12 protein-coding genes are annotated in these 18,863 nt (G+C 47.4%); 9 read left to right on the top strand and 3 right to left on the bottom strand.

Annotated elements, in window-relative coordinates:
- Nucleotides 1-542 (bottom strand): hypothetical protein (locus QUA77_RS03095; protein WP_333449232.1); only part of this gene is annotated, 542 nt, incomplete at its 3' end.
- Between QUA77_RS03095 and QUA77_RS03100 the strand changes: the two genes are divergently transcribed.
- On the top strand, nucleotides 526-1,431 hold the full coding sequence (locus QUA77_RS03100) for a calcium-binding protein (RefSeq protein WP_333449233.1): 906 nt from the start codon (nucleotides 526-528) through the stop codon (nucleotides 1,429-1,431). The two genes, QUA77_RS03095 and QUA77_RS03100, sit on opposite strands and share 17 nt — an antisense overlap.
- A gap of 98 nt (nucleotides 1,432-1,529) precedes the next feature.
- Here QUA77_RS03100 and QUA77_RS03105 read toward each other — a convergent pair whose 3' ends face one another.
- Complete coding sequence (locus tag QUA77_RS03105) at nucleotides 1,530-5,483, bottom strand: PAS domain S-box protein (protein ID WP_333449234.1); 3,954 nt, start codon at nucleotides 5,481-5,483, stop codon at nucleotides 1,530-1,532.
- 297 nt (nucleotides 5,484-5,780) lie between these two features.
- Between QUA77_RS03105 and QUA77_RS03110 the strand changes: the two genes are divergently transcribed.
- The 4 genes from QUA77_RS03110 (at nucleotide 5,781) to QUA77_RS03125 (ending at nucleotide 8,954) form a co-directional block, all read left to right on the top strand.
- A complete protein-coding gene (locus QUA77_RS03110) occupies nucleotides 5,781-5,993 on the top strand; it encodes a hypothetical protein (protein ID WP_333041164.1) in 213 nt (70 codons plus the stop codon).
- A 128-nt stretch (nucleotides 5,994-6,121) separates the two neighbouring features.
- On the top strand, nucleotides 6,122-6,712 hold the full coding sequence (locus QUA77_RS03115; protein ID WP_333041163.1) for a cytochrome b: 591 nt from the start codon (nucleotides 6,122-6,124) through the stop codon (nucleotides 6,710-6,712).
- A gap of 180 nt (nucleotides 6,713-6,892) precedes the next feature.
- Complete coding sequence (locus QUA77_RS03120; protein WP_333449235.1) at nucleotides 6,893-8,083, top strand: anion transporter; 1,191 nt, start codon at nucleotides 6,893-6,895, stop codon at nucleotides 8,081-8,083.
- Nucleotides 8,084-8,201: 118 nt separating this feature from the next.
- Complete coding sequence (locus QUA77_RS03125; protein ID WP_333449264.1) at nucleotides 8,202-8,954, top strand: IS1 family transposase; 753 nt, start codon at nucleotides 8,202-8,204, stop codon at nucleotides 8,952-8,954.
- Nucleotides 8,955-9,121: 167 nt separating this feature from the next.
- Here QUA77_RS03125 and QUA77_RS03130 read toward each other — a convergent pair whose 3' ends face one another.
- Complete coding sequence (locus QUA77_RS03130; RefSeq protein ID WP_333449236.1) at nucleotides 9,122-12,835, bottom strand: alpha-mannosidase; 3,714 nt, start codon at nucleotides 12,833-12,835, stop codon at nucleotides 9,122-9,124.
- A gap of 182 nt (nucleotides 12,836-13,017) precedes the next feature.
- On the opposite strand from QUA77_RS03130, the gene QUA77_RS03135 reads away from it, so the two are divergent.
- From QUA77_RS03135 to QUA77_RS03150, 4 genes are all read left to right on the top strand, one after another.
- Nucleotides 13,018-14,994, top strand: a complete 1,977-nt coding sequence (locus QUA77_RS03135) for a hypothetical protein (protein WP_333449237.1) — start codon at nucleotides 13,018-13,020, stop codon at nucleotides 14,992-14,994.
- 78 nt (nucleotides 14,995-15,072) lie between these two features.
- The gene (locus QUA77_RS03140) at nucleotides 15,073-15,189 is read left to right on the top strand and encodes a photosystem II reaction center protein I (RefSeq protein ID WP_039887172.1); all 117 of its coding nucleotides are present in this window, start codon (nucleotides 15,073-15,075) and stop codon (nucleotides 15,187-15,189) included.
- Nucleotides 15,190-15,489: 300 nt separating this feature from the next.
- The gene (locus QUA77_RS03145) at nucleotides 15,490-18,018 is read left to right on the top strand and encodes a DUF3769 domain-containing protein (RefSeq protein ID WP_333449238.1); all 2,529 of its coding nucleotides are present in this window, start codon (nucleotides 15,490-15,492) and stop codon (nucleotides 18,016-18,018) included.
- Between the two features lie 160 nt (nucleotides 18,019-18,178).
- Nucleotides 18,179-18,850: a hypothetical protein gene (locus tag QUA77_RS03150; protein WP_333041158.1), complete on the top strand. Its 672-nt coding sequence runs from the start codon at nucleotides 18,179-18,181 to the stop codon at nucleotides 18,848-18,850.
- Nucleotides 18,851-18,863 lie beyond the last annotated feature (13 nt).

Genomic DNA, 18,863 nt, shown 5'->3' on the forward strand with positions numbered 1-18,863 from the left:
CCGACTCCGACTCCGACTCCGACTCCGACTCCGACTCCGACTCCGACTCCGACTCCGACTCCGACTCCGACTCCGACGGAAACGCCGACTCCGACTCCGACTCCGACTCCGACTCCGACTCCGACGGAAACGCCGACTCCGACTCCGACTCCGACTCCGACTCCGACTCCGACTCCAACGGAAACTCCGACTCCGACGGAAACGCCGACTCCGATGGAAACGGGAACCCCGACTCCGACTCCAACGGGAACCCCGACTCCGACGGAAACGCCGACTCCAACGGGAACCCCGACTCCAACGGAAACTCCGACGCCCACTCCAACGGAAACTCCGACTCCAACGGGAACCCCGACTCCGACGGAAACACCTACTCCTACACCATCGGAAACACCTACTCCTACACCATCGGAAACGCCGACTCCCACGCCATCGGAAACGCCGACTCCCACGCCATCGGAAACGCCGACTCCCACGCCATCGGGAACACCGACTCCCACGCCATCGGGAACACCGACTCCCACGCCAATGGAAAGCGATTGCATTTGCGATACTATTCCGCAGCCCAATTTCAACCAACCCAATCCAGTTGACAATACTATCAACAGCAATGGTAGCGGTGAAATTCAGTTAGGCAGCGGGGAAAATGATGCTTTTTACGGCAGTCCGAATCAGAACCTTTTCGATGGGAATTTAGGGGACGATAACCTCTATGGCGGTGAAAGAAACGACATCTTTTACGGGAACCGAGGCAATGATTTTATTGACGGCAACAAGGGGAATGATATCCTTTTGGGAGGCAAGAATAATGACATCATTGTTGGTGGTGAAGGTGAAGATATCATTTTTGGCAATCGTGGTAACGATTCCCTAAATGGCAAAGAAGAAAACGACTTAATTTTTGGCAATGAAGGTGCTGATTTTATCCAGGGCGGTAAAGGTAATGATTCTGCATTTGGCGGTAAAGGTAATGATATTGTGTTCGGTGGCAAAGGAAACGATCTTCTGTACGGCAATTTGGGCAGTGATACTATCTGCGGAGGTGCTGGCAATGATTTCTTAAGTGGGAATGAAAGTAGCGATTTGCTGGATGGCTGCGAGGGAAATGACACTATCTTTGGCGGGGCTGGCAGTGACACTCTCATTGGCGGTTTTGGCGATGATATTTTAATCTCAGGTTTGGGGGATGATAGTCTAATTGGAGGCATAGGGAATGACACGTTTGTGTTAGAAAATAACGGCGAATTTGATGTTATTTCTGATTTCACAAAAGGGCTGGATGTGCTACAATATAAAGGCGAACCAATTGGGAATTGGGCAAAAATTCAAATTACCGAAGGCACTTTAATTAGTAAAGCAAGTGGGGAACGGTTAGTTCTGTTGGTAGGGGTGGAAGCTAGTACGATCGCACTTAGCGATATCACTTTACTTTAGTTATTGGTTATTTGTTGGTTATGAGTTAGGAGAAACAAATTACTCATAACCAACAAATAACAAGTAACCAATAACCAATAACCAATAACAACTAATAATTACTGGCTGATCGCCACTCGATCGCGCCCGCCAGACTTAGCTCGATACAATGCCTTATCCGCAGCTTCAATCAACATTTTCGGGGAGTTTTGACTTGGCGAAACTGCCGCAACTCCCAAGCTGAGAGTCACAGAATCACTGACAACAGACTTGATGTGAGGAATTGCCAAGGCTTTGACGCGGCTGCGGATTCCCTCGGCAACAGCCTGTGCAGCGACGACATCTGTATTTGGCAAAATTACCGCAAATTCCTCGCCGCCGTACCTAGCAGCCAAATAAAGGCGTTCTGCGGGTGCGTTTGTGCAAGCATCCCCGATCGCCCGCGCCACTTGCTGCAAACAAGCATCCCCGGCTTGGTGGCCGTAATTGTCGTTGTAAAGTTTAAAACAGTCAATGTCGCACAGAATCAAAGATAGCGGTTCCGAAGAGCTCGACTGCTCCCATTCTCGGTTGATCACCTCGTCAAAACGGCGGCGGTTAGCTAGTTGAGTCAGACTGTCCAAATTCGCCAACCCGTCCAACCGCTGGTTGGCCGCAGCTAGCTGCTGGTAAAGTAAAGATTGTTCGATCGCGATCGCCACTTGAGTACCCAACTGACTAAGCAAATCCACATCAAACTGCTGCCACTGGCGGGGTGCCGAACAGTGGTGGGCAATCAGCAAACCCCACAACTTCGGCACTTGACAAGAACCGTTACCTTCCCTCGGTTCTATTCCCTGCTGGACAATCGGCACCACCAAATTTGCCTTCACCTGACAATTCTCCAAAAAATTAAGGTGACACTCGCTCAAATTAGAAGCATGAATATCCTCTATGGCGCGAATGCGACCCTTTAAATACTGTCCGATGTAAGTAGTGGCAAAACAGCAATCGTCAATTCCCATCCCTTTGAGTGGCATCCATCCTTCTGCAACCGACTCCACCACCACATCTCCGTTCCAGTCTGGTCGGAAGCGGAAAATCAGCACGCGATCGGTTACCAAAAACTCCCGCACTTCCGCTACTGTAGTGTTGAGAATATCTTGGAGATCCAGAGAAGAACGGATTCGCGATTGAATCTGCCCGATCAGGCGTTCCCGTTCTATTTGTTGCCGCAGCGCGACTTGGGCTTGCTTACTTTTAGTAATGTCCCGACCTTCCGGCAGCAACAATACTATTTTGCCCGTTTCATCCGCGACCGGTTTGAGAGAAAAATCAACAGTTGCCGTCCGATTTACACCTTGAACTTCCACTTCATAGCGGACAAATTCACCTCTTGCCGATCGAGAAATCGCCTCTTGCAACTGTTCCTGAACTTCCTCAGAATCTCCCCACCAAGGCAATAGCCAAAACGGTTTATTGGCCACATCCCGTAGCTTAATTCCCGCAAAATCTAGAGAAGTTTGGTTAGCTTCCAGCAGAGTGCCGTCCGGTTTCAATAAGCTCACAAATTGAAAAGAAGAATCAAAAATTGCCCGAAAGCGCCTTTGAGAATCTCCCAACATTGCCGTCACCTTTTCGCGAGATGTAATATCGCGGAAGCGCCACACCCTGCCAATAATATTTTGTCCGACTCGAATCGGCTGCGTGTAGCGCTCAAAAGTGCGACCGTCTTTAAATTCGAGAATATCGCAACCTTCCGACTCCGTATCACTATAAAATTCTTTAACTCTCTGCAAAAAAGCTCTCGGATCTTTAACTTGCTTAGTGAGAAATGCCAGTCGCACCGTTCTATCCATTGAGTTTCTTACTTCTTCATAAATTCCCCACATTTGAACTAACTTTTCGTTATAACTAATCATTTCTCCGGCGGTAGTAACGGCGAGAATGCCGTCTGCCGTTGCTTCTAAGGTAGCGTGCAGCAAAGACCGCGATCGCTCTAATTCTGCTGCGGTCAATTTCCGTTCTGTGAGGTCTCGGACTGCTTTCACCTGTACTAAACGACCTTCCCAAAATACGAATTTGCTGCGAACGTCAGCAGGAAAAGCAGTTCCATCTCGCTTAAGAAAAATCGTTTCACAGACTGTATTGCTGGCAGCAGAAATCATTTGCGGCGCCTGTTTGTATGATTTCGGCGACAGTAGTTCTAGCAAGCTCATTCCCACCATTTCCGCAGGTTCGTAACCGAAAAGTTGGGCAAAATTACTGCTGACGCTCAAAATTGTGTCGCGGTCAGCCACGGCAACTGCTTCAAAATAAGCTTCGCATTCGAGCAAGCGTGCTGCGGAGTGGCTGCTGCCATTTTCGCCAGAGGAGTAGCTGTTGTTAATTAGCTGTTGCAGTTGCGTATTTGCCGAGTACAAAGCGGTCATGGCTTGCCTGTACATAGCAGTACGTTTCTCGACTTTTTCTGCGAGGCGATCGCGATATTCTCGCAGTTCTCTTTCGACTTTAATTAAATCAGTAATATCTACTGCAAACACGATTACACCAGCGACTTTACCTGTTTCATCGCGGTAAGGTATTTTATCTGTACGCACCCAGCATTTTTGACCAGCAACTGTTGGTAGCAGTTCGACTTGGCCCTGCTTGGGAACGCCAGAATTGATTACTTCCAAATCTTCTAAATAATATTGCTCTGCTTCGTCTGGATAGATTTCATAAAAAGATTTACCTTCTAATTGAGCTGCGGGCAAACCTCTCGATGCAGCGGCGGCTTGATTAATTCGCAGCAGGCGACTTTCGGTATCTTTGAGCCAAATCATCGCCGGCACGGAATCAAAAATTATTTGCTGTTCTTGTTGCTGCAGGCGTAGTTCGGCTTCTGCTTGTTTTCTTTTAATTATTTCTTTTTGCAGTTTTTGGTTAGCTTTTTTGAGCTCAGCAGTACGTCTTTCTACTCTTTCTTCTAGTTGATCGTAGTATTGGGTCAGCAAGTTTTGCTGCTGTTCGTGCCGCATTGCTTCTAATTTTAACTTTTCGCTAGCTGACAAACTTGAGGATACAAAATCTGCTAATATTTGGGTAAATTCGTGTTCTTCTTCCGTCCAATCACCGTCGGCACCCTGGCGTTCGGCGCTGACTATTCCCGCCATTTTACCTGCTAGCACAATCGGTACGTTTAACAGGGAAGTCGTGCCCTGATCGAGCAAATAAAGACCGACAAGTTCTCGCGTTCTGGGGTCATTTTCTGCGGCCACAGTTGCGATCACACTGGCAGATTTTAAAGCTTGAAAATAGGCCGGACAGTCGGCCGCTGTGATGATGATTTGTACGGAATGGAGTTTAGTATTTTGTTCGTAAAGGTCGATGCAGTGAAGCTGCGTTTTGTCTTCGCCATACAGCCAAATACTGGCTCGATCGCAGTTGATAATACTGACAGCGGTTTCTGTTACTTCGCGGATGAAGTCTTCTATATTGTTGCGTTCTTTAAGTTGACTTTTGGCTAATTTTGCGATCGCCAAAGTTGGACTGCGCCAATTTCCTCTCTGGTTGGGCGGCATGGGTGACTGCGAAGCGGCCTTAATTTCTTCGCAAACTAACAGTACAGCCGGCCGTTGAAAATTGGCAATTGAGCGACCATTAGTATTTTCCTCTATTTTCCAATCAACCGCCGGCATTGGGCGCGCGGTTGCTTTTACCCTAATAATCTTGCCGTCTTTGCAAGTCAAGCAGCCTTCCCAACAGGCAATTTTTGGAGTTGGCGTACCGTTTTCCGGCTGGGCCAATCCAGCAAATTCTGCCTGCATTTTGCCTTGCTCTTGGCAGTAAAATATGTTAAAAATTGAATGACAAATTAATTCCTGCGATTTGTAGGCGAGGCGAGACGCACCGAATTGATTGAGCGAAAAAACTCTTCCCAAAGCATCTAGAACGAAGTAAATGCCCGGAAAATTCTCGTAGAGAGTTCCATACCAATCTTGTTCGACTTGTTGGCTGCACGAAAGTTTTGCTATCGCGAACTCGCCGTCCGTGTCGAGCAAGTGAGAATAGTTGGTTTCGGGGTTGCTTGAATTACTTTTTTTAGCAAACACTTTTAGCTTAACTCGACTGTAATTAATTTTACTTTCTGGAATTTAACTTTTTTGTGAAACTAAATTAAACCTGTTGTTTGAAAAAAGTTACAAGTTGTAACAAAAATACCACTTGTCCAGCGTGCTGGTTTTCGCTTCCCCATCCAACCACTGTGTTTCTTGGTAGCTGGTACACGGTCTGCAGACGATATTTCCCGCTAGTTGCAATGCCAGGAGGTTTAGCTGCAATTATCCCGTCTGTACTTTTAGCATCCTAGACAATAAAAAAAAACCGACAATCAATGGTTTTAAGTATATATGATAACACTCAAATACCTAATATTGGGACTGACCTACTTCGGATTCGGTTTGGGATATTTGCCGGGGCTGCGGATGAACCGGGCGGCGGTTGCAATTATCGGGTCAGCTTTTGTGGTGGCTTTAGGGATACTCGACCTGAAAACTGCTTGGGAGGCGATCGACCCCAGTACGATGTTTTATGTTGGGAATGACGATCGTGAATATAGTTAATTTGACTGTTTAATAAATATTTGCAATAGTTAAGTTAAGTAAATCTTATAATGCACAATCAACCACGGGCTTTAGTCCTATAGTTTATACTTAATCTTGTGCAGCAAATGCTAAGGAGGTAAGAAAGAGTGAGTACCCTAAAACCCGCTGCGAAACCCAGACTTAATTCTGCGTTCAAACAACTGATGTCCTTACACTGGGTGATGTCAGCTTGCTATTTAGTGCTGTTTATTACCGGTACTTCTATGGCTCGATTGCCAGGAGAATTGTTTATTCGAGGCCCCCTTTACGATTTTCACAAATCCGTAGGAGTGCTGACAATGGCTTTACTGACTTGGCGGATTTTAACTCTGCTGAGGGTATGGTGGAAAAAATATACGAAACGCCTGCCAAAGTTTACGAAGGAATGGTACAAAAATTTTGCTCTGCACACAACTTTGTATGTTTTTATGTGGCTAGTTCCGGTTGCTGGTTTCTTGCTTTCTAACTCTTACAAAAGTAACAATGTGAAATTTTTCGGAATTGTTTTGCCGGATATGTTTCCCCAGAATTCCGCAATGGTTGATCTGGGAAGGAGTTTGCATTTTTGGCTGGCGTACACATTTTTAGCGTTCGCGATTTTGCATATTATAGATCAGAAGAAAGTGGTGAGGGCTAATTGGCGCCGATTGACAAATTTTGTTCGCACTAAGTTCGCAAAGTCCCAAAAGGTTGGATAAATTTGCGATGAGGTACTATATCTCAATTGGTATTGATAAATTTACTGCAAAACTGGCTATTTTCCACGGCGATATTTAGCGCTAGTTGCAATGCCAGCAGGTTTAGCTGCAATTACCCGGTCTGTACTTTTAGCATCCCAGACAATGGAAAAAAGCGGCAATCAAGCATTTTAAGTATATATGATAACACTCAAATACCTAGTCTTGGGACTGACCTACTTGGGATTCGGTTTGGGATATTTGCCGGGGCTGCGGATGAACCGGGCGGCGGTTGCAATTGTCGGGTCAGGTTTTGCGGTAGCTTTGGGAATACTTAACCTCAAAACTGCTTGGGAGGCGATCGACCCAAATACGATCGTTTTTTTGCTGGGAATGATGGTCGTTAATTCCGCTTTGGGAGCATCCGGTTTTTTTCAACTCGCTTTGGAGTTTTTAACTCGATTTACTCGTTCTCCTTTCGGCATTATGGTAGCCGTTACTTTTGGCAGCGGCATTCTATCGGCATTTTTTCTCAACGACACTACTGCTATTTTGCTGGCCCCTTTAACGCTGAGTCTAACTCGCTCTTTGTCTCTCAATCCTATCCCTTATTTTTTAGCTTTAGCCGGAGGTACTAATTTAGGTTCAGTGGCGACTGTGAGTGGCAACCCGCAAAATATTCTCGTCGGTTCTTTTTCGGGAATTAGTTATTTAGAATTTGCCCGCTCTCTCGCACCAGTAGCTTTAATTTGTTTGCTGGTTCAAGTAGCTTGGCTGTGGTTGCTTTATCCAGAAGTGCGTTCTTGCAAATCTTTGCCGGAGGTTCCCCAAGTCCGCTATCGATTGTTTAAGCCTTTACTGGCAAAAAGTTTGTGGGTGACAGCAGGACTTTTGGTAGCTTTTTTAGCGGGTGCACCTTTAGCAGAATCTGCCTGGATAGCTGCCAGTATATTGTTAATTACTAGGCGCGTCAAGTCCGATCGCATTTTGCAAGGTGTTGACTGGAATTTGCTAGTGATGTTTGCGGGATTATTTGTAGTGACTAAAGCAACTCAACAACTCGGTTTGTTGGACAATTTAACTAATTTGACTGGTACGCCGCTAAGTTTGTTGGGAGTAACAGTAATTCTTTCTAACTTAATTTCTAACGTACCGGCGGTGTTAGTTCTGCAATCGGTGATTGTCAAAACAGATACGCAAGCTTGGCTGTTGTTGGCTGCGGGTTCTACTCTAGCGGGGAATTTAACTTTGTTGGGTTCTGTGGCTAATTTAATTGTAGCTGAAGTTGCTGCACGGCAATCAGGCGATCGGCTGACTTTTAAGGAGCATTTGCGGTTCGGGCTGCCGCTGACTTTAGTTACTTTGGGAATAGCTTATTTTTGGCTGTACTAAAAGAGAATAATTATTGCCCTATCAGGCTCGTACAATTAAAGGTAGTGCTTTTATGTAAAGGATGGAGGATAATACCTCTATGTCCAGTCTTTTGAGGAGTCTCATCATGAAACCCTATCTGATTTGTCCCACTTGTGGTTCTGACGATGTAATGAAAAATGGGATGACTCGTCGGGGCAAACAAAACCACAAATGTCGCGACTGTGGTCGGCAATTTGTCGAAAATCCTCAGTGGACAGCCAAAGACACCGACACTTTGGCAAAAATTGAGTTACTTCTGCTGGAGCGGATTTCCCTCGCTGGTATTGCCCGAGTCATGGGCGTTTCCCAGAGCTGGCTCCAAAATTATGTGAACCACTTGTACGGTGCAATAGAACTCAAAGCCACGGTCATCCCGAAAGAAGTTGGAAAACACACAGTCCAAATGGATGAACTCTGGTCTTTTGTAGATGACAAAGGGAATAAACAATGGGTCTGGTTAGCAATGGATACCAAGACTCGGGAAGTGATCGGATGTCATATTGGAGACCGCTCCTCGAAGTCGGCTCAAGCATTATGGGATTCACTACCGAGTGTCTATCGCCAATGTGCCAAGATTTATACCGATCACTGGGAAGCCTATGCCGTAGTTTTACCAAGTAAAAGGCATAAGTCTGTCGGCAAGGAAAGTGGATTAACCAGTTACATTGAACGATTGAACAATACTCTCAGGCAACGAATTTCGCGATTAGTCAGGAAGACGTTATCGTTTTCTAAAAAGTTGGAGAATCACAAGGGTGCTATTTGGAACTTCATTCATGACTACAATCACCAAATCCGATTAGGAATACTGAAAGTTCAACCGCCTCAAATTTCTCCATCCTTTACATAAAAGCACTACCCAATTAAATTTTAGCTTTGGGCTTTTAGCTGTGCCAACTGAATTTTTTTTGCATGAACCGCAGAGGGCGCAGAGGGCGCAGAGGGGAGATGAGAAGAGAATAGATGAGAGGGAAAGAGGTAGGTTGACAAATCCTTGCAGATTTCGGTATCAAGTCTTTAGGTCTCTGTTTGGCGCACAACTGCAAAACTGGCGATTTTCCAAGGGTCTATCTTAAATCCTCGCCCTTCCGGCAGCTTTTTCGACAAATTTGCAGGTCGTTCTAACAAATCTACTGGCTCTACAATCTCTAATTCCAAATCACTGTTCAATTCGAGCACAGCCTCCTTTCCCTCGGATTCGCAACACCGCAAAATCCACACATTAGAATCGTCTTCCGATTGTTTGAAAGCCATCAAAACTAAATTGTCCGCCGACAAATCCAAGAACTTGCCAACTCCGGGTAAACTCTTGTTTCGATTTTCTTCCAACTGTGGCAACACCTTTACTAGCAGCGGCAAATTCAACTCGTAGCCGCGCCGAACTGTGCCGGCTTCTTGCCAATTTCCAGCGTGGGGATAGACTGCACAAGTAAATTCGGAAACTCCTACATCTGCTTGTTCATCCGGCCAAGTCGAACCCCGAAGCAAAGTCAGCCGAATTTGAGTTGGTTGAAGGTCGCAACCATATTTGCAATCATTGAGCAAACTGACTCCAAAACCGTCATTGCTGATATCAGTCCAGCGCAAAATCGGCACTTCCCATTTGGCTTTTTCGGCGGGTGTTTGCGGCTTGGTTGTGCGATCGATCGCACCGCCGGGAATTTCGCAAGTTGCAAAATCTGCTTCTACATTTAACCCAAAGGCTGCTTTTACTAAAACGTGAGTTTCTTGCCAATCTGCAACTGTCTTGATTTTCAGCAGCGGCGAACCTATTTCTACTATATAATCTTGGCAAAACTCCGATTGGCCAATTTGTCGGACTACGCGCAAACTCTGCCGTATTTCTCCCTGCTCTACCCAAGCAATATCTTTGAGTGGGGGCGCGGGTAACTGATGTTTTTCATAATTTGGATCGATGTTCCAAGCATCCCAATATTGACCGCTGTCTTGAAATGCTTGCAGTTGATTTCCGCCTGCTGCATTCAGGACTTCTCGGTTATTTACTTTATCCCAAATGCTGGATAAATCCCCAGTTTTGCCGTCTACGGTTGCCCGAATAAATTCATTTTCTAAAACAATTTGTGCGGCTGCAAAAGGCGTTTCTTGACTAACTGTGTTTTTTTGTGCTATACCGTATGTAAGTTTTGATAACTCTGTCTTTTTTTCGGTTTCTGGACTCGGGGACGCATTATCCACAGTTTGAGCGTCTTCGCGACACAGCCAAAACACCTGGTAGCCAACGGCAGGGAGATTATTTGCCCAGAATAATAGTTTAGATTGCGATTCGAGTCGATCGCCCCTGACAATCTGCGAAGCCAATCGCCGTCGGGAAAAATCGTAAATTTGCCAAGCTGAATCAGCGGCATCGGGAAGCGGTACGGCGACAACCTCAGAGCGCGACCAATTGAGAGTATTGAAAATCAAAATCGGTTGAGCGTCGGGCTGCGGAGGATTCGGCAGAGAAATTTGAGCCGAGAGTGCATCCAAAGATTTTAGCAGGATTTCGCGACAAGTGCGATCGACCTCGGCAAAGGCTAGATTAGCATCCGCGTAGACTTGGGCGATCGCAGAACCGGGCAAAATATCGTGAAACTGGTTAAACAAAATTTGTTTCCAAGCTGATTCTAATTCTGATTTCGGATAAACTGCACCAGTACAAATCGTTGCCAGCGAAGACAGCAACTCCGCTTGGTAGAGCAATTCTTCGCAGCGGCGGTTTTGGCGTTTTTGGTCGGCGCGAGTCGTGTAGCAGCCTCGGTGGAATTCTAAATAAAGTTCGTCTTTCCAAACAGGGAGACTGGGGGGAATAGTTTTGAGTTGTGAGATGGAATGATTTGCATCCGAAATTGCCGACAAGTTTGACAATTCTCGCGCCTGTAAATTCTCCTGGTTGTCCGATTCTGGAACATAGCTTTCGGACTTAGTTGCCGTAACTTCAGGCAAAAACTGACTCTCAATCAAAGACAAATAATCAACCGCTTTCGCAAACTCCAACTTCGGAAAAAAAGGCGACATTTTCCAGCGTTTCGCCACCTCCAACATATCACGAGTCGGGCCACCGCCGTGGTCGCCAACCCCAGGCAACCAAAGAGCATCTTGCAAACCAGTCTTAACTTGCCAGTCAAAAGCATAACTTGCCATTTTCACAGATTCTATACTTTCGCCAATGAGAGCAGACATCATGCTAAATATTTTAGTACCGTCCAACCCTTCCCACCAAAATGCACCGTGGGGAAATTCCGTTGTATCGTTCCAACGCAACTTTTGCGTCACAAAATAGTCAACTCCGCCTTGCCGCAAAATCTGAGGTAATTGCCACCCAAAACCGAAAGTATCCGGTAGCCAAGCCACCCGCATCAATTCCCCAAATTTTTCTTTTGCGTAACGCTGTCCGTAAAAAACTTGTCTCACCATTGATTCAGCGGAAATCAAGTTTAAATCCGGTTCTACCCACATCCCGCCGACAACTTCCCAACAACCCGCCGCCACCTGTTTTTTAATCGCAACAAATAAGTCCGGGCGATGTTCTTCCATCCAAGCATAAAGCGCCGGAGTTGAATGGCAGAAAATCAAATCGGGAAACTCCGATTGCAATTTCAATACCGACTCAAAAGTTCGCTGGGCCGCTTGCCAAGTTTCCGGGACAGGCCACAGCCAAGCTAAGTCTAAATGAGCATGACCGACCAAATAGATTTTACCTGTATATATAGATGTCAGCTCGCCAATTTCTCCTATATATATAGATGTAGCATTGCCCTTTTCTCCAACCTCCGAAACTTCCTCTCTTCTTCCTCCCTCTGCGCCCTCTGCGCCCTCTGCGGTTCCCTCATCTAAATCCCCAGAAAAAGATGTCAGTTCACCAATTTCTCCTATATATATATATGTAGAATTGCCCTTTTCTCCAACCTCCGAAACTTCCTCTCTTCTTCCTCTCTCTGCGCCCTCTGCGCCCTCTGCGGTTCCCTCATCTAAATCCCCAGAAAAAGCCCGCAGATATCCCAGTAAATTGTGCCGCAAAACAGACAACGAGCGATCGAACTTTTCGCGATCGCCCACCGCCGACCAATCAATCAAATCCATCGCCAAATCAATCTCAGATTTCAGCGTTTCCCCCTTGACAAACATAGGGCGAATTGCTATTGTTTCAGTGGAGAGGTATTGGGAATTTAAATTTTCTAAATTTCGACTTAGCGAATTTTGCAAAATCTCTAATTCGGCAGCCACAAAACCCGGATCGAAACAAGAAGAGTCAGCAGCTTCGTACAAACAAATCGATCGCACTAAAGCACCGTTATCGTGACCCGGACTTACCAACCGCAAAATAACTAAAAATTCATCTCCGGGATTGGCCGACGAACTCAACAAAACTCGATCGGCAAAATCAAATAAATCTCCCTGTCCGACTAACTCGCCGTTCACAAAAATTTGAGCATCTTCTGCCCACCAAGTCAAACCCAGCAGCAACCGCAAACCAACCACAGGATAGCCGTGCAAATTGTCAGGAATTACAAATTGCTGACCCAAATACAAAACTTGCTTCCCAGACGGCCAAGCAATATGTCCTTTGCTGTTAAGTTCAGCAACAGGGCTGTTACAAATATTTACCGAAGAGACAGCAGAGTCAGAATCGCAGTACCTCCAACCAGACTGAACCTCCACTTGGCTGAGGCGGCGCAACTTCTCGACAGCGGCAGAAATATTGTTGCTAGCAGGTGACACAGAAGCGCTCATATTTCGCTAAAATAGGAATTGTGTATTAATCAAAAATCGGATTAAACCGCCCCGACGCAAAGGACGCGAAGAAATAAAGGTTTCAGAGGGTTTGAAGCTGCGATTAAGATCTCGCTTTGATTTTACAGCAATATTCAGCTATTCCGGCGCGAATCAAAAATCTGAATTCAAGAATAAAACTTATGTCCAACGGTTACTACGGCCCCTACCAAAGCCGGCTATTAAATTTTATATCGAAACAGTCCCGCCAAGTCGCTGACAATTGCGATCGAACTTGGCGTCAAATTAAAGAAGCCACTCTCACCGCTACCCAAATTCTGCTTTATCCAGCTTATTTGCTGGTGCAAAGTTCCCGACTGCTAGGCAGACAGTTGCGGGAATCAAGTCAAAAAGTAGATTTACCTGAACTGCAAGAATTTGTCGGCGACGAAAATCCCGATGGGCAACAAAATTGGTATCAGGGGGAAACTTCCGACGAAAGTTCGATCGCCGAAATTTTGCACCTCGCCGAAAATTTACTAAACTCGTCGCAAACCGCGAAAACTTTAGCCACCTTCCCGCTGTTAATTAATCAGGGAAATACTGCTAGCGATTTACCTCCGGCAATCAATTTTAGCGGACAAATCACAAAGCATCAAACAACTTCCGTCTTAGAACTCCCGGTTGCTAAAACAGGATTAAAACCGCAACCAAAAGTTGAGGGAATTGCCAGTTTTATCCCAGCCCGCACTTTAGTATTGGTCGGAAGGGAAAATCAGGTTTTAGATATTTTGACACCCGAACAGCAGGAACTGCTCGAAGGTCGCATAACTTGGGAAGTAGCAAACTGCGGGCCCGAACGGCGGGAAATTACCCAAAAAGAATTAAAATTTAATCTCGGTTTGGAGTCGGCAGCCAAAAAAGCGCAGTTGCCGCCGGTGCGTCGTTTTTGGGAATTGATGGCATGGCTTCAGACGAGTCCGGTTGCTCTCAAAAGAAATCAGTTTGGAGAATCAATCCTTGCAGTTAAAAAATCGATCGACCGCAATTCAATCCTAGTCCAAAAAGCCCGCGCCCAGATCGAAGCAAAAACCGCACAGCAGTCAATTGTGGCATCGAATTCGATCGACCGCAATACCCCAAAAGTAGAAACTAATTTTAACAGCAAGTTCGATCGACCCCCTACTCCTCTCTCCTTTGTTACATTACTCGATCGCGCCGCCGTCAACCTGGAAGAACTTACCCTACCGCCATCGGTAAAAACAATCGCCGCGCCCACAGAAAACTCAGGAGTAAAAATTGACACATCCGGCACCGAAACTAAATTAGATTTTTCCGCCCGCGACATCCTCGAAAAATACGCTCGCAACATCGAACAAGTCATTTGGTCGTCAGTAGATCACCTTTTGGGCCAAGAAACCGCTGCCAGCGATAATACGGAGAAATCAGTCGCAATTCAGTATTATTTGAAACAGCGACAAGAACAAGAAAATACACAAAACAGCCCAGAGGTCGATCGACCTTGGCTGAACTGGCAAGACTTATTCGGCGAAGCAGCACCGCAGCATTTAACCGACGGAAGTTCCGAACCCCAGGCAGCAGCTCCAAGCCTATTAGCACAAGTTAGCCCAAAAGTCAAGGAGGAAATGGCAGAAGCAGGAGAATTGGCAGAAGGTCGATCGACCGCAGTCTCCATATCCCCTTACCCCGAAGCACTTCACCGCCTGCTGGGGCAGCTAAAACAGAGCTTGCTGACAAAAAGCCCAACAAGTCAACCCGAAACAGCATCTGATTTAGCAGTTACTCAAAAAAATAGCTCTGCACTCGCAGCAGAATCAACCCCAGGGCGCGCGCCGGAAACCCAAGTGCCAAAAAACACAAACCCGAACACCGCACAAAACCACCAATCCCCAGCAGCAATCACCGCGCAAACTAGCAGATACACCCCCGCAACCCCCGCCGCAGCCGAACCCAAAAATCCCAGCGCAGGCGTCCCATCCGATGGAGACTACTTAGAAACAAAAGCAGAATCCATGGGATATATTAAGCATCCGCTAGAACAAGTGCTCGAATGGCTCGATCGAGTTATGCTGCGGCTAGAAAACATCGCCGAGCAACTCTGGAATTGGGCAAAAATCAACTTGCCAAAAATCCTCAAAAGCAAAGATAAAATTGACTAATCTTTAGCTTATGATAAAAAAGTTGCTGCAACAGCAGCAAATCAGCTCAGTATTATGCCATCTTTGGAGACTCCCACAGTGCTAACCCTCAAAATCGTAGTTAATGTAGTTGTTTTATTTTTTGTTTCCCTGTTCATATTTGGATTTTTGTCCAATGACCCAGCCCGGAACCCCAACCGCAGAGACATGGAATAAACAAGTTATCCCGCCCGGTGGCTGGGGGGTACGCTACCGCAGCCCCCCAGCTAGCCCGCAAACTCGCAAAAATTAGTCGAAAAAACTTGACCTCGCACCAGCAGCGAGGTTATCTTGTGGCGGAAGCAAGTTCTGAAAGCAGCCATATTCCGGCGCGCCAAAGCCACTGCAAATTTTAGATGTCAGATTAATGTCTAAACAGTTACCTTTTAGATGCAAAAATTTTCAATAATTTGCACCCTATAAAATCTAAAATCTAAAATCTAAAATCTAAAATCGGATGACTTACCTGTTGTAACTATGCCCTATCCGGTACCGCCGCCAGAACCCCCTGGCATCATCTACATCGCAAAGCCAAAAAAAGTCGCCCTCACTGTCGCGGCCGGCGATGGAGACACCCGCAGCAACCCCGCAGAAATACCGGAACCAAGCCCAGATATTGTTGAGCCAGAACCCACACCAGCCCCAGCAGAACCAGCAGCCACACTCCTCGGCACTACCCCAGCCACCGACCAGCCTCCAGAAATCGCCGACCCCCTAGCTGCCGTGGAAAGCGGCGAGGCAGTGGTGGGATTTCAGCGTCGGCCTCCTGTGGGAGAACCCGAAACTGCGGAAACTCCGAAAGATTCCTCGTTTACTGCTTACCAATTGGGTTCGGTAGAAAATGCCCTTGCCATTCGCAATCGAAAACGAACCGCAGAGGCGCAGAGAAAACAGGAGAGGAATGTTGTCGGAAAGCAGGAAAGTTGGTATCAGGCCCAAAACCGGCAGTTAGAAGATAACCCTCCCGAACCTGCGGAGATTCCCGTTCCAGAACCCGCGCTAGAACCAGCACCCAGCGGGCAACAGCAGTTCGACATTCCCACACCAGGAACTGCCCCCGCACCCAGAACACCCGCTGCGCCGACACCGAAGCCTAAACCAGCCGCGCCGGGAGTCCGCACCGCGCCTTCTCAGCGGACGGTGCCTTTTCCGGTCACTCCGGCCGATACTATTGAAGTTAAGGCTGACAGCCAAGAATTCGACGACAAGCAGCAAATTGTCACGGCGGTTGGTAATGTCGTTGTCCGGTTCCGGCAAACTGTGATTGATGCCGATCGAGCGATCGTCAACTTAGTCACCCGCCAAGTGGTAGCATCCGGCAATGTCGCCTATACCCGCGGCCAACAAGTAGTGCGCGGCCAGCGGATGGAGTTCAATCTCGGCCTCAACAGCGGCGCAGTCGAACAAGCCAGGGGCGAAATTTTCCTGCCAGCAGCAGGTAGCGAATTGACCCCCACACTGCCGACGGATATCAGTGCCGGGACGATTCTCGAACAGCCGCTGAGCGATCAAATTACCAGCCAGCAGCCCCTGCGCGGAGTCAAATCCCCCGGCGCTGCTACAGTGACTCTCGGTGGCGGCGGACAGCTAGCAGCCCCCCAAGTGACCGGCGCGGTCAACCGCGTCCGCTTTGAAGCAGAACGCATCGAACTGCTGCCAGACGGCGCGAGGGTAGCAACCAACATTCGGCTTACTAACGATCCGTTTTCCCCGCCGGAATTTGAATACAGGGCCCGGAGGGCGACGATTAGAAGGATTTCGCCCACGGCAGAGGAATTGGTCACAACTAAACCCCGCTTGGTGTTCGACAACCGCGTGAAAATACCCGTGTATCCCCGCAGGCAAGTGTTTGACAGCAGGCAGCAGAACGGCCCGTGTTTGACCTTTGGCTACGACGGAGGCGACCGCGGCGGTTTGTATGCCGAGTGCGGTTTTGAGGTGTTGCAAAACGGGCCGGTGCGGCTGACCCTAACGCCCCAAATTTACCTGCAGCGGGTTGTGGAAAAGCACGGCGGTAATCCGTTTTCTCCCGACAGCTACGGGCTGAAAGCGAGGTTACGCGCTAGTCTCGGCCCGCGCACCAGGCTGGACGGAGCGGCAATATTTCTGAGTTTGGAAGATTTCCCGAATTTGCCGGAAAACAGCTTTCGGGGCAATTTGCGCCTGCGACAGTTGATCGGCACTCACACTCTGGCAGCAGAATACAGTTATCGCGATCGGCTGTTTAACGGTTCTCTGGGCTATCAAACCGTGCAGAGCAGCCTCGGGGCAGTCCTCACTTCCCCAGTCATCCCACTCGGAGGCACTGGCATCAATCTCAGCTACCAAGCTGGGTATCAATTTATCAATGCTGACACCGATCGAGCAGAGTTGCTCGAACCAGTGCGGGAAAACAACCGCGTCGATCTGGGCCGTTCCCAAGTCAGCTTCGCCTTAAGCCGCGGCTTCAACCTGTGGGAGGGCGAACCGCTGCCCCGCACTCCCACCCAGGGTTTGAGGTATACGCGGTCGCCGGTGGTTCCTTTCTTGCAACTGGCCTTGGGACTCCGGGGAGTTGGCACTTATTACAGCAGTGGCGACAGACAAAATTCCCTCGCCGGCAGCGTCGGCATTCAAGGGCAGTTCGGTCATTTCTCCCGCCCTTTCCTCGATTACACTGGGTTTAACGTGACTTATACCCAGGTGGGGCGGGATGGTATATCGCCGTTTTTATTTGATCGCTTAGTAGATTTGAGAGTCCTGTCTTTTGGGCTTGTCCAGCAAGTTTACGGAGGCTTTCGAGTTGGATTTCAAAGTGCTATTAATTTAGAAAGCGGGGAAACAATCAGTACGAATTACACTTTAGAATACAGTCGCCGCAGTTACGCAATCATTTTGCGTTTTAATCCTGAGCGTCAAGTCGGCAGCCTGACTTTTAGAGTTAGCGACTTCAACTGGAATGGGACTCCCGAACCTTTTTCCGGGGACGCGCGAACTGTAGAAGGAGGCGTGCGTTTATCAGATTAATTCAATTGGCTAATTGGGCATTGGTCATTGGGCATTGGGAATTGGTAAGGGGGAATTAAGAATAGGTAATAGGTAATGGGGAATTGGTAATTGGGTAATTGGAACCAACAGTCAACAGTCAACAGATAACAGATAACAGTCAACAGTCAACAGACAACAAATGACAGAAGTGACGGCAATATCTGCACAAGCAGCGGCTCTGCTGGTTCACTACGGTTTTGACCTAGGTGGCAAAAAAGCCGAGAAATTGGCGGGTGAATGGCTGACCAAGTATCCCGGCTATTGGCTGCGTTTAGCAGTGGTTGAAGCGCTTTATCAAGGGCGCTACAAGGCTGTTTCTGTGGGACAGCTATTGAGTATGTGGCATCGGATAGGTCAACCTCTCTATCATTTCAATCGCGAGTTTGAACGCTTGGTATGCAATAATTTTCCTCAAAATTTAACCGGGGAAAGTGCTGATCAACTGTCACCGGAAGATATACTTTTATCAAACCAGGAATCGGAAGTAACTGCCGCAGAGTTAGAGTGGCGTGGACCGTCAGAGGCGCAACTTGATGTGGCACTTCATGCAGAAGTCCCAAACACAGAGGCAGAGGAAACAGGAAAATTACCCGCAGCGGACGATCGCACAAAAGAAAATACAGAATTTGTAGTATATGAAGATGTGGCTGTTACCGCCCTCGCTGATCGAGCCGAAGCTGAGCACAAATTAGCCGACAAACCTGTGGCAAAATCATTCCCAGTTGTCAAACACACAGATTTTCACACCAAGTTAAAAGCCATTGCCAGAGAAGGCCGAAGAAAGAAGGGAGAAAGCAGAAATAGAGTGTAAACTTTGGGAACTA

The sequence above is a fragment of the Microcoleus sp. K5-D4 genome, assembly GCF_036704575.1.
GTDB lineage: Bacteria > Cyanobacteriota > Cyanobacteriia > Cyanobacteriales > Microcoleaceae > Microcoleus.

Excerpts from the sequence above, each read along its gene's own strand:
- QUA77_RS03100 (WP_333449233.1), top strand. The coding sequence starts at position 526 with ATGGAAAGCGATTGCATTTGCGATACTATTCCGCAGCCCAATTTCAAC.
- QUA77_RS03110 (WP_333041164.1), top strand. The coding sequence starts at position 5,781 with ATGATAACACTCAAATACCTAATATTGGGACTGACCTACTTCGGATTC.
- QUA77_RS03120 (WP_333449235.1), top strand. The coding sequence starts at position 6,893 with ATGATAACACTCAAATACCTAGTCTTGGGACTGACCTACTTGGGATTC.
- QUA77_RS03130 (WP_333449236.1), bottom strand. The coding sequence starts at position 12,835 with ATGAGCGCTTCTGTGTCACCTGCTAGCAACAATATTTCTGCCGCTGTC.
- QUA77_RS03135 (WP_333449237.1), top strand. The coding sequence starts at position 13,018 with ATGTCCAACGGTTACTACGGCCCCTACCAAAGCCGGCTATTAAATTTT.
- QUA77_RS03145 (WP_333449238.1), top strand. The coding sequence starts at position 15,490 with ATGCCCTATCCGGTACCGCCGCCAGAACCCCCTGGCATCATCTACATC.
- QUA77_RS03150 (WP_333041158.1), top strand. The coding sequence starts at position 18,179 with ATGACAGAAGTGACGGCAATATCTGCACAAGCAGCGGCTCTGCTGGTT.